Origin of the sequence: Aeromonas sp. R10-2, from assembly GCF_040908445.1 — a bacterium.
Classification (GTDB): domain Bacteria; phylum Pseudomonadota; class Gammaproteobacteria; order Enterobacterales; family Aeromonadaceae; genus Aeromonas; species Aeromonas veronii.
This window is the reverse complement of record NZ_JBFODS010000091.1, coordinates 25,154-36,726: the sequence shown is the minus strand read 5'-3', so window position 1 is coordinate 36,726 and position 11,573 is coordinate 25,154. Positions and strand designations below refer to the sequence as shown.

At 58.8% G+C, this 11,573-nt stretch carries 9 protein-coding genes and 1 pseudogene; 6 read left to right on the top strand and 4 right to left on the bottom strand.

Going from position 1 to position 11,573, the window contains the following annotated elements:
- Positions 1-39: 39 nt before the first annotated feature.
- A protein-coding gene (locus AB5Y97_RS18200; protein ID WP_088821966.1) for an IS3-like element ISAs22 family transposase occupies positions 40-1,127 on the bottom strand; the annotation gives its coding sequence in 2 pieces (ribosomal slippage) (positions 40-875 and positions 875-1,127; 1,089 coding nt in all).
- Positions 1,128-1,198: 71 nt separating this feature from the next.
- Here AB5Y97_RS18200 and AB5Y97_RS18195 point away from each other — a divergent pair.
- A pseudogene (locus AB5Y97_RS18195) lies at positions 1,199-1,522 on the top strand (lytic transglycosylase domain-containing protein); the annotation flags it as partial.
- Between the two features lie 8 nt (positions 1,523-1,530).
- Here the strand turns inward: AB5Y97_RS18195 and AB5Y97_RS18190 are convergent.
- Together AB5Y97_RS18190 and AB5Y97_RS18185 are read right to left on the bottom strand one after the other, a co-directional pair.
- Positions 1,531-2,094, bottom strand: a complete 564-nt coding sequence (locus AB5Y97_RS18190) for a YgjV family protein (protein WP_368158646.1) — start codon at positions 2,092-2,094, stop codon at positions 1,531-1,533.
- Positions 2,095-2,151: 57 nt separating this feature from the next.
- A complete protein-coding gene (locus AB5Y97_RS18185; RefSeq protein ID WP_368158644.1) occupies positions 2,152-2,727 on the bottom strand; it encodes a Crp/Fnr family transcriptional regulator in 576 nt (191 codons plus the stop codon).
- 242 nt (positions 2,728-2,969) lie between these two features.
- On the opposite strand from AB5Y97_RS18185, the gene ettA reads away from it, so the two are divergent.
- From ettA to AB5Y97_RS18170, 3 genes are all read left to right on the top strand, one after another.
- Positions 2,970-4,637, top strand: coding sequence for an energy-dependent translational throttle protein EttA (gene ettA / locus AB5Y97_RS18180; protein WP_005338959.1), 1,668 nt, complete (start codon positions 2,970-2,972; stop codon positions 4,635-4,637).
- 93 nt (positions 4,638-4,730) lie between these two features.
- Positions 4,731-5,060, top strand: a complete 330-nt coding sequence (locus tag AB5Y97_RS18175; RefSeq protein WP_005343410.1) for a hypothetical protein — start codon at positions 4,731-4,733, stop codon at positions 5,058-5,060.
- Between the two features lie 264 nt (positions 5,061-5,324).
- The gene (locus AB5Y97_RS18170; RefSeq protein ID WP_368158642.1) at positions 5,325-6,668 is read left to right on the top strand and encodes an NCS2 family permease; all 1,344 of its coding nucleotides are present in this window, start codon (positions 5,325-5,327) and stop codon (positions 6,666-6,668) included.
- A 172-nt stretch (positions 6,669-6,840) separates the two neighbouring features.
- On the opposite strand, the gene gltX is transcribed toward AB5Y97_RS18170, so the two are convergent.
- Positions 6,841-8,256, bottom strand: coding sequence for a glutamate--tRNA ligase (gltX, locus tag AB5Y97_RS18165; protein ID WP_368158640.1), 1,416 nt, complete (start codon positions 8,254-8,256; stop codon positions 6,841-6,843).
- Between the two features lie 252 nt (positions 8,257-8,508).
- Between gltX and AB5Y97_RS18160 the strand changes: the two genes are divergently transcribed.
- Both AB5Y97_RS18160 and AB5Y97_RS18155 read left to right on the top strand, forming a co-directional pair.
- A complete protein-coding gene (locus AB5Y97_RS18160; RefSeq protein ID WP_201945813.1) occupies positions 8,509-10,611 on the top strand; it encodes a methyl-accepting chemotaxis protein in 2,103 nt (700 codons plus the stop codon).
- Between the two features lie 99 nt (positions 10,612-10,710).
- A complete protein-coding gene (locus AB5Y97_RS18155) occupies positions 10,711-11,379 on the top strand; it encodes a LysM-like peptidoglycan-binding domain-containing protein (RefSeq protein WP_103250429.1) in 669 nt (222 codons plus the stop codon).
- Positions 11,380-11,573: the final 194 nt, after the last annotated feature.

Genomic DNA, 11,573 nt, shown 5'->3' with positions numbered 1-11,573 from the left:
GGTAATCCCCCCATTTTTTGGAGCACTCAAAAGTAGAGGTCATGCGGCCTGTGCCAAGCGCTGTTTCGGCGTGTAGCCGCCCAGCGCCATATTGGGCCGCTCATGGTTATAAACCCACAGCCAGTTCGTGGCAAATTCCTGTAACTCATTCAGTGACTCAAACAGGTAATGGCCCAACCAGTCGTAACGCACAGTGCGGTTAAATCGCTCTATGTAGGCATTCTGCTGCGGGTTGCCTGGCTGGATATACCTCAGCGCAATCCTCTTCTGCTGCGCCCATTGCTTGAGCTCTTCGCTGATGTATTCCGGACCATTATCACAGCGGATTGCGGCTGGTTTGCCCCGCCACTCGATGACCTGCTCCAGCACCCGTTTGACTCGCGAGGCAGGCAAGGAAAAATCCACCTCGATGCACAGTGCTTCGCGATTGAAGTCATCGATCACATTAAACAACCGCACCGAACGACCATCGCTGAGCTGGTCATGCATAAAGTCCATCGACCAACAGTGATTCGGTTGGTCAGGGACTGCCAACGGCTCCGGCTTGGCGCGTACTAGCCGCTTCTTGGGTTTTATCCGCAGATTGAGCTCTAGCGCCCGATAGATCCGGTAGACCCGCTTGTGGTTCCAGCCAAAGCCTTTGACGTTACGCAGGTACAGGAAGCACAGTCCGAAACCCCAGTTGCGCTGGTTGGCGGTGAGGCGCAGTAGCCAGTCGGCAATCTCCTGGTTTTCATCAGCCAGCACGGGCTGATAACGGTAGCAACCCTCGCTCACCTTGAACACCTGGCAAGCCAGACGGATAGAAATGGCGTAATGAGCCACAGCCTTGGTCGCCATCTCCCTGCGGGCAGATGGCGTCACCACTTTTTTGCCATCGCCTCGGAGATGATCTCAGCCTTTAGGCGCTCCTCGGCATACATCTTCTTAAGGCGACGATTTTCCTCTTCCAGCTCTTTGAGGCGCGCCATGAGAGAGGCATCCATGCCACCGAATTTGGAGCGCCACTTGTAGAAGGTGGCGGAGCTGATGCCATGCTCACGGCAGAGCTCAGGGACGGGTGAACCAGACTCGGCCTGCTTGAGGATGGCGATGATCTGTGCATCGCTAAAGCGTGATGTTTTCATGTAGAACCTCCTGCGTTCAAGATACGAGAAAATTCTACTTATGAGCACCTCAGTTTTTCGGGGGGATTACCGTACTGGCCATCGCCATTGCCGAATCCAACCTCGAAAGCCGCGCAGTTTCACCCAAGAATGCCCAGGGGCTGATGCAGCTTATTCCCGAGACCCAGCAGCGATTCGGGGTAACTCGTCCGTTTGATCCGGCACAGAACATCAAGGGTGGCGTCAGTTATCTCAAGTGGCTGGATCGCCGCTTCGATGGCGACTGGGTACTGATCTCGGCAGCCTACAATGCCGGGGAAAAAGCGGTGGAACGCTATGGCGGGATCCCACCCTATGACGAGACGCAGGAGTATGTGAAACGGGTGCTCTACTTCGCTGGCCACAAGCAGCCCTGAGCGGGAGGTCAGGAGCTCGCCCGACCGGAAGGCGGCACACGCCCCTTTCTGCGGCCACTGTGGCGGCCACGCCCCCAATAATCGAAACCATAGTGGCGGTAGTAACCCACCAGATTGCTGACCAGAAACAGCCCCTCCATCAGCGCGGCGACCGGTGAGCCCACCAGCAGGTTGTTACCCAGCCAGCAGAGGGTACCGAGCAGCATCCAGCGCCGCAAAAGGCGATCATCCGGGCAAAACGCGGCCCGGGTTTGCAGCAAGCTCGCCAGCAGCCCGATCCATGAGAGCAAGCCCTGATAGGTCGCCAGCGCCGCCGCACAGGCCAACCCCATGAAAAACCACATCAAGATGCGCCTAACCAGCCAGATACTCACCAGAAAGCGCACGCTGGCCAGCAGTAACAGGCAGGCGGCCGACCACTGCCCGAGCAGGGCAAAGTGACCGGCATTGAGGGCACAGGAGAGGGCCAGACAGGCCAGGATCCTGCGGCGATCCCGCAACTGAAACGATAACAGATCGAGCAACAAGGCCAGGCTCACCACCAGCTGCGACCACAGAAACAGCGACATCATCCACCCCTCGTCCGTCATTTGGATGGCGCAGCATGAGGGGATGGTCGGAGAGCGGCATTAACCCGTGTTAATGCGCCTGCGGATCCGTGACAGAGTGACCGGGCTGATACCGATATAGTTGGCGAGCTGCACCTGAGTGAGCCGCATCGGCCAGTGGGGGAAGGTGTGGCAGAGCTCCCGATAACGCTCTTCGGGGGAGTTGAGCAGCAAAAACGCCTCCTTGCGCTCCTTGTAACCCAGCTGCTGGCGCAGCAGGGCCATGCAGACCGGCTGCCAGGCGGGCTCTTCCAGCAGGGCGATCGGAACCCGCACCACCTGCAGCTCCGTCAGCGCCTCCAGCTGGTAGCGGGCGGGCGACCCAGTGAGCCAGCTGTCATAGAGCAGGCAGAGCTCCCCCTCGAAGTAGAACTCCTTGCAGCGCTCCTGCCCGTCCCGGGTGTAGTGGCAGGCGCGAGCGATGCCCGCTTCAATATAGAAGGCCGCCTCCTGCTCTGCCCCTTGCGCCAGCAGCGCCTGACCGGCGCGCAGCGTCTGCCGTGGCAAGCGCAGGCTGATGGCTTCGCTCAGCGCGGCGTCCAATCCCATTGTGCAGAGAAAGGCGGCCAGTGAGGGGGCTTGAGGAGATGGGTTCATGACGGCTCCGGAACAAAACGGCAGCCCACATCATGCCCAAATTGCACGGCTGATGCAGCAAGGCGTGACCGCTGCGGCAAAGGGGGGACATAGCCGGGTGCCACCTTTGCCCCCCCTCGTCCGTTGGTTTACAATCGACGGGTTTTTTGGAACCCGGTTGACCTGTGTCGACCTGGCCCCACCACGACATCAGTCTGTTAATGCCAAGACATTAACCTGCTGAAAAGGAAGAGAATTAGCCAATGGCTCAATTTATTTACACCATGAACCGGGTCGGCAAGGTAGTGCCGCCCAAGCGTCATATTCTCAAGAACATCTCCTTGAGCTTCTTCCCGGGCGCCAAGATCGGCGTGCTGGGTCTGAACGGCGCCGGTAAATCGACCCTGCTGCGCATCATGGCGGGCATCGACACCGAGATCGAAGGGGAAGCCCGTCCACAGCCCGGCATCAAGATCGGCTACCTGCCGCAGGAGCCGAAGCTGGAGCCGGAGCAGACCGTACGCGAAGCGGTCGAAGAGGCCGTTGGCGAGGTGAAGCGCGCCATGGCCCGCCTGGACGAGGTCTATGCGGCCTACGCCGACCCGGATGCCGACTTTGACAAGCTGGCCCGCGAACAGGGCGAGCTGGAGGCCATCATCCAGGCCCAGGGCGGCCACAACATGGAAAACCAGCTGGAGCGTGCGGCCGATGCCCTGCGCCTGCCAGCTTGGGATGCCAAGATCAAGCACCTCTCCGGTGGTGAGCGCCGCCGTGTGGCACTCTGCCGTCTGCTGCTGGAAAAGCCGGACATGCTGCTGCTGGACGAACCGACCAACCACCTGGATGCGGAATCCGTGGCCTGGCTGGAGCGCTTCCTGCACGACTATGAAGGCACTGTTGTGGCCATCACCCACGACCGTTACTTCCTCGACAATGTGGCAGGCTGGATCCTGGAGCTGGACCGCGGCGAGGGTATCCCGTGGGAAGGCAACTACTCCTCCTGGCTGGAGCAGAAGGACGCCCGTCTGGCGCAGGAAGCCAGTTCCGAAGCGGCCCGTCGCAAGTCCATCGAGAAAGAGCTGGAGTGGGTTCGTCAAAACCCGAAAGGGCGTCAGGCCAAGTCCAAGGCCCGTATGGCTCGCTTCGAAGAGCTCAACACCAACGACTACCAGAAGCGCAACGAGACCAACGAGCTGTTCATTCCGCCCGGACCACGCCTCGGCGACAAGGTGGTGGAAGTGGCCAACCTGCGCAAATCCTACGGTGATCGGGTGCTGATCGACGATCTGTCGTTTGCCATTCCGAAGGGTGCCATCGTCGGCATCATCGGCCCGAACGGTGCCGGTAAGTCGACCCTGTTCCGCATGATGTCGGGTCAGGAGCAGCCGGATTCCGGCGCCATCACCCTGGGTGAAACCGTGGTGCTGGCCTCTGTCGATCAGTTCCGCGACAGCATGGATGACAAGAAGACGGTCTTCGAAGAGGTCGCTGACGGTCAGGATATCCTGCGCATCGGCAACTACGAGTTCCCGAGCCGCGCCTATATCGGCCGCTTCAACTTCAAGGGTTCCGACCAGCAGAAGCGGGTTGGCGAACTCTCCGGTGGTGAGCGCGGTCGTCTGCACCTGGCCAAGCTGCTGCAGACCGGCGGCAACGTGCTGCTGCTGGATGAACCGACCAACGATCTGGATATCGAAACCCTGCGCGCCCTCGAGAACGCCCTGCTGGAGTTCCCGGGTTGTGCCATGGTCATCTCCCACGACCGCTGGTTCCTCGACCGTATCGCCACTCACATCCTGGACTATCAGGATGAGGGCAAGATCGAGTTCTTCGAAGGTAACTTTACCGAATACGAAGAGTGGAAGAAGAAGACCTACGGCGCCGAGGCGATCCAGCCCCATCGCGCCAAGTACAAGCGCATCGCCAAATAAGGCTGACTGCGTGTTGAGGGGAGCTTCGGCTCCCCTTTCTCTTGCCTTTTGACTTACAATCCTAGACGGATGCCTTTGCATGGATGTAGCACGATGACGACCCCCATAGAGAAAAAACTCACCATCCAGATCCGGGTTGAACCGGGTTGCCTCGGGCCGGATGGCAAGGAGCACATAGAGACCTTCTGTGCCGCCGCCGCCAAGATTTTTGCCGCCGTGGAGCCCGAGCTGGTGAGCTGGGTGCTGATCCCCCGCTACGACAAGCAACTGCCGGAGCAGGAGTTCTTTATCGAGGGGCGCAAGCTGACCGAAGAGCAGGCGAGCCTTTTTCTGCGCCGCTTCGGCCGCGAACTGGGTGAGGTTCAAGACCGGCTCGACTCGGTGCTGGCCCAGCTAGTCGAGCGCTACTTCAAAACCCTCTAAGCCCCCAATTTTCGATAAAAGGTTCTCTGCTGAGAACCTTTTTTCACGCTCAAAAAGCAAACGTTTGAATTTTTGCTCTATTCATTGATCTGCTTCGCAGATACGGGGTTTGTAAACGGCGCCGCCTGTGTAAAAATGTGCGCGCTGTCACGGTATCAGGACGAGTCTGGTTACTTAACCGCCAGAAACAGGGCAATTTACCCCGCATGGATGGGATAGCCCGTTCCCCTGCTGCTTATTTCACGTCACCTATTGGAATCCAACATGAATCAACAACACCAAGCTGCCAATCAGGCCGCCGGGCAAGGATTGCTTGAGCGCCTGTTTGCCCTGCAAGGCCATGGCACTACCGCCCGCACCGAAGTGATCGCCGGTATCACCACCTTTCTGACCATGGTCTATATCGTGTTCGTCAACCCGCAGATCCTCTCTGCGGCGGGCATGGACACCCAGGCCGTGTTCGTCACCACCTGCCTCATCGCCGGTATCGGCAGCATCCTGATGGGCCTGTTGGCCAACCTGCCGATCGCGCTGGCCCCCGCCATGGGCCTTAACGCCTTCTTCGCCTTCGTGGTCGTGGCCGGTATGGGCTACTCCTGGCAAGTGGGTATGGGCACTATCTTCTGGGGCGCCATGGGTCTGTTGATCCTCACCCTGCTTCGAGTGCGCTATTGGCTGATCGGCAACATTCCGCTCACCCTGCGGGTCGGCATCACCGCCGGTATCGGTCTGCTGATCGCCCTGCTCGGCCTGCACAACGCCGGGATCGTCGTGGCCAGCCCCTCGACTATGGTGACCGTGGGCAACCTCACTTCCCTGCCCTGCCTGCTGGGTCTGCTCGGCTTCTTCCTGATCTGCATCTTCTCCGCCCGCGGCGTCCACTCCGCCGTGCTGATCGCCATCGTGGTCACCACGGGTCTGGGCTGGCTGTTTGGCGATGTCACCTTCAAGGGCTTTGTCTCCATGCCCCCCAGCATCGAACCGGTGTTCGGCCAGCTGGATCTGATGGGATCGCTCGATATCAGCCTCGCCGGGATCATCTTCTCCTTTATGCTGGTCAACCTGTTCGACTCTTCCGGCACCCTGATCGGTGTCACCAACCGCGCCAAGCTGGCCGATGACAAGGGCCACTTCCCGCGCATGAAACAGGCGCTGATGGTGGATAGCGTGAGCTCCGTCGGCGGCGCTTTCATGGGCACCTCCTCGGTTACCGCCTTTATCGAGAGCAGCTCCGGCGTCGCCGTCGGCGGCCGTACCGGTCTGACCGCCATCGTGGTCGGCCTGCTGTTCCTGCTGGCGATCTTCTTCTCTCCGGTCGCCGCCATGGTGCCGGCCTATGCCGCCGCTGGCGCCCTTATCTATGTGGGCGTGCTGATGTGCTCCGAGCTGACCCGGGTGAAGTGGGAAGATCTGACCGAAGCGGTACCGGCCTTTATGACCGCAGTGATGATGCCGTTCAGCTTCTCCATCACCGAGGGGATCGCCGTGGGCTTTATCTCCTACTGCGTGATGAAGGCAGGCACCGGCCGCTGGCGCGAGATCAACCCCTGCGTGCTGGTGGTGGCCCTGCTGTTCGTGCTCAAGTTCGTCTGGGTCGACAGCCACTAAGCGGCACTCTGTCCCAATAAAAATGCCAGTCAGCTGACTGGCATTTTTTTATCCAAAGTATTTTCGGCCTGTGCGCTGGCCATAAAAAAATCCGAAACCAGTGGTTTCGGATTTTTGCTATTCAGCATGTGGCAGAGCGGGGTTATCCCCTCGCCTGCCACATCGGCAGCACTTACTCGGCAGCCATACGGGCTTCGATGTAAGCAAGCGCACGGTCGATACGAGCAAGTACACGCTCTTTGCCGACCAGTGCCATTACGGCGTCGATGGCAGGAGACTGACCCAGACCGGTGACGGCTACGCGCAGCGGCATACCAACCTTGCCCATACCCTGACCCAGTTCGGCGGCGGTCGCTTCAATCAGCTCGTGCAGCGCTTCGGTGGTCCAGCTATCCAGTGCAGCCAGCTTGGTCTTGGCCAGAGCCAGCGGCTCGGCAGCGACGCCACGCAGGTGCTTCTTGGCAGCCGCTTCGTCGATCGCCTCGTACTCTTCGAACAGGTAGCGGCTCTGAGCGGCCATCTCAACCAGGGTGTTGCAGCGCTCGGCCAGCAGGGTGACTACCTCGGCCAGCGCCGGGCCATTGTTGGTGTCGATCTTCTGGTTTTCCATGTGCCAGGCCAGATGCTTGGCAACATAGGTCGGATCCAGGCTGCGCATGTAGTGGTTGTTCAGCCACAGCAGCTTGTCGGTGTTGAACGCGGAGGCGGATTTGGAGATGGCATCCAGGCTGAACAGATTGATCATCTCGTCCAGGGTGAAGATCTCCTGATCGCCGTGGGACCAACCCAGACGCACCAGATAGTTCAGCAGCGCTTCCGGCAGGTAGCCGTCGTCGCGGTACTGCATCACAGAAACGGCACCGTGGCGCTTGGAGAGCTTGGCACCGTCGTCACCCAGGATCATGGAGACGTGGGCAAACTCCGGCACCGGCGCGTTCAGCGCCTTGTAGATGTTGATCTGGCGCGGGGTGTTGTTGATGTGGTCTTCACCACGCACCACGTGGGTGATCTCCATATCCCAGTCATCGACCACTACGCAGAAGTTGTAGGTCGGCGCGCCGTCGGTACGGCGGATGATCAGGTCATCCAGCTCGGTGTTGGCAAACTCGATGCGGCCACGGACGTGGTCATCGAACACCACGGAACCTTCGATCGGGTTGCGGAAGCGGATCACGTGCGGCGCATCGGCAGGGTGATCGTGGGCGTGGTCGCGGCACTTGCCGTCATAACGGGGCTTCTCGCCGTTGGCCATCTGGCCTTCACGCAGCGCTTCCAGACGCTCTTTGGAGCAGTAGCACTTGTAGGCGCGGCCATCGGCCAGCATCTCGTCGATCAGACCGTTGTAGCGATCGAAGCGCTTGGTCTGGTAGTAGGGGCCCTCATCCCAGTTCAGCTCCAGCCATTCCATGCCCTCAATGATGGCGTCGATTGCCTCCTGAGTGGAACGTTCCAGATCGGTATCCTCAATACGCAGCACGAACTCACCGCCCTGGTTCTTTGCAAACAACCAGGAATAGAGTGCGGTACGGGCACCGCCGACATGCAAAAAGCCGGTCGGGCTGGGAGCAAAACGGGTTTTGACTTTCATCTTTAAGCCTTGTGTAGAGGGCCTTGGGCCAATTCGTTAGAAAAAACCGTCGCATTTTAGCACCGACAATCACGGATGGGAAAACCATGACGCCATTGCGGGCTAAAGTAGGGGATTAAATTTACTGGCGGGGCGCTTGCCGCCTGATATTTGAAGGGGATCGCAAAACAGAAGTTCTATTTCCTATTTGCTACAACCACTGTCGGCTTCGGTCGATATCCAAATAACACCGCTACTAAAAAGGAAGAGACGATGCAGTTCCGTTCTATCCAGAATCGCATTCTAGTGATGGCCGGGATCGCCATGACCACCGCCTTGGTCATCCTGATCCTGCTCAACCAATACTCGGGTCAGCAGACTCAACAACTCACCATCAGCTCCAGCCGTGAAGCGCTGCAGCAGGAGGCCTGGCAGAAGGTCAGCGCCAATGCCCGCGCCGAGGCGGCCACCATCACCCAACTGCTACAAAAGGCATTGGCATATGACCAACAACTTGCAGGAGTGGTTCAACTGGCCATTTCCAAGGAGCTACCACTGACGCGCCCCAACGTTGTTGCACTAATGAAAAAAACGTTGACCACAGATCCTCAGATATATGGCGTCTTGGCGGGATTTGAGCCCAACGCACTGGACGAGCAAGATAGTAATTATGTCGGCCAGAAGGAGCTGGGCAGTGACAGTAATGGCCGGTTTGTTCCCTATTACTACCGTGACGGAGGTTCTATAGGCACAGACCTGCTTTACTCCATTACCAAAACAGATACCGACAGCTTCGGTAACCCAGCCAACGACTATTACAGTTGCCCCCAACAGCATAAAAGTGCATGCCTTATCGATCCCTATGTATTTGATGTCAATGGCAAGCAAGTCATGCTGAGTACCATCTCATCGCCACTGTTTATTGACGGAGACTTCAAGGGGATCATCGGCGTCGATCTTGAGGTTACTGCCCTTAACCAGCAGGCCAAGAGCCTCAACAACAACATCTATGATGGCCAAGGGGAGACCCTGATCGTCAGCGCAGCTGGTGTGATTACAGGTACCAGCGGCAATGACAATATGCTGGGTAAGCATGCCAAAGAGTTGTTGGGCAACAACTGGAAACAGTACCTGCAACAGCAGGAGCAACGTGAAGAGCTCAACGACAATCTGCGTATTTCTGTACCAATCTCTGTTCCGGGAATGAGCCGCAACTGGGCCATCATCGTCACCCTGCCCTACAAGGTGGTACTGGCGGGCGCCGATCAACTGGAAAGCCAGCTCAATGAGATGAACCGGGCCGCGGTGACCCAGCAATTGGTGGGCGCCGTTATCGTACTGGCGCTGGCGCTGGCCACCATGCTGGTGATTGCCCGCAGCATCACTGGCCCCATCCGTCAGATGGTCAGCCTGGTGGATGATATCGCTGATGGCGAAGGGGATCTCACCAAGCGCCTCAACACTCGCTCGGTGGACGAGCTGGGGGATCTCGCCAAGGGGATCAACCGCTTTATCGACAAGCTGCAAGGGCTGCTCGGGGATGTGCTCAAGACTGCCAGCGAGGTGAACCGCTACGCTGGTGACACCGATCGCATTGCCGGTCAGACCGACAACAATCTGCAGCATCATCAAGCCGAGATGGAGCAGATGCTGACCGCGGTACAGGAGATGTCCTACGTCAGTCAGGAGGTCGCCACCCACGCCAACAACACCGCCGACTCGGCCAAACAGGCGCAAAGCGCTGCCGATCAGGGCAAGGAGCGCTTCCAGCAGGTGATCCAGTCGATGCACAAGGTCGCAGCAGAAGCCGGCAAAGGGGCAGAAGTGGTGGAAGGGCTGGCTCACGACAGCGCCCAGATCACCAGCATCCTCACCGTCATTCAGGGGATTGCCGATCAGACCAACTTGCTGGCTCTCAACGCCGCCATCGAGGCTGCACGGGCTGGCGAACAGGGCCGCGGCTTTGCGGTGGTGGCCGACGAGGTGCGCAAACTGGCGGGTAATACCCAGCAGGCGGTACAGAACACCCAGGAGTTGATAGAGAAGATCCGCCTCAGCTCCACCAATGCAGTCAACGCCATTAACCAGAGCCAGCAGCTGACCCATCAGGCGGTGGGCGAGGCGGATCTGGCGGAAGAGGCGCTCGGCAGCATCTACCAGGCCATCTCCACCATCAACGACATGACCTATCAGATCGCCTCCGCCGCCGAAGAGCAGAGCTCGGTCTCAGAAACCGTCTCCGGCAACCTGTCAAAAACCAACGCACTGGCCAACGACATTGCTCAGGATGCGACCGAAACGGCCAAAGCCAGTCAGGCATTGCGTCAGGCGGCCGACAAATTGCAGCAATTATTGGGTCAATTTCGTCTCAGCTGATAATTTTCCGCCTCAGGACTCTCCCCCTCGGGGGCGAGTCCGTTTACCATAGGCGGCGAATTTGCCTGATGGCAGGCAATGTAGTGAGAGGTAAATGCCGTGCCCACCCCGGACCGTCGCCCACGAGGCCATAACAGACGAGCCCAGCAGCGTCGCCAAGACGAATCACAAGGATCCCTGCTCCATCGCATCAATGCCGCGACCCTGTCCCTGCGCCAACGTTTTGGCCAAGGGATGAGCAACCTCGGCCAACGTCGCCAGGATGCCAAAGCAGGCAAATTCAAGCTGTCCAGCCCGCTGCCCCGCAAAAACACCATAGGTCTGCTGATCCTGATCCCGCTCTGGTTGCTGGTGCTGGCCTGGGAGCCGGCACCATCTGCACCCAAAGCAGCCCCTTCCGGCTCGCTGGAAGTGCCGCTGGCCGTGCCAGCTCAAGCTCTAACTGTCGGCAATGGCGCGGCAGGTAGTGCCCCCGCGGCAGCCAAACCAGTCGAAGAGAAGGTCAACGGTACCTGGCTGCAACACGATGTGCAGGCGGGTGAGACCCTCTACTCCATCTGGCGTAAATTCGAGTTGCCGGGTGCCGAGCTGAGCCGCCTGATCGCCATCGAGGGGCCGGATCGTCCCCTGACCCGCCTGCAATCGGGCCGATCTATCTTCATCCTGGTGGACGACACCCGCCGCATCCAGCGGGTGGAGATCCGCTCCTACGGTCAGGCGGTTTACCGCTACGACCGGCAGGGCGAAGGGTTCGCCCTCAAGGAATAACAAAAACGGGAGGCGCTGGCCTCCCGTTTTTTTCAGCCAAATATCTTCAAATAAGCTACTGACTTCACAATATTTTTAGCTTGTTCAAAAAACGAAAGGGGTCAAATTGACAAGGATCGGCGCTAACGTACAATCGTTTGTGCTTTAGACAGGGATTGTTCTACGTGCTACTGGGACAAAGAGACGTGGTCAGT

Bases quoted from the DNA above. Each gene is read 5' to 3' on its own strand.
- AB5Y97_RS18190 (WP_368158646.1), bottom strand. From the start codon at position 2,094: ATGATGTCGCTGTTTCTGTGGTCGCAGCTGGTGGTGAGCCTGGCCTTG.
- AB5Y97_RS18185 (WP_368158644.1), bottom strand. From the start codon at position 2,727: ATGAACCCATCTCCTCAAGCCCCCTCACTGGCCGCCTTTCTCTGCACA.
- ettA (WP_005338959.1), top strand. From the start codon at position 2,970: ATGGCTCAATTTATTTACACCATGAACCGGGTCGGCAAGGTAGTGCCG.
- AB5Y97_RS18175 (WP_005343410.1), top strand. From the start codon at position 4,731: ATGACGACCCCCATAGAGAAAAAACTCACCATCCAGATCCGGGTTGAA.
- AB5Y97_RS18170 (WP_368158642.1), top strand. From the start codon at position 5,325: ATGAATCAACAACACCAAGCTGCCAATCAGGCCGCCGGGCAAGGATTG.
- gltX (WP_368158640.1), bottom strand. From the start codon at position 8,256: ATGAAAGTCAAAACCCGTTTTGCTCCCAGCCCGACCGGCTTTTTGCAT.
- AB5Y97_RS18160 (WP_201945813.1), top strand. From the start codon at position 8,509: ATGCAGTTCCGTTCTATCCAGAATCGCATTCTAGTGATGGCCGGGATC.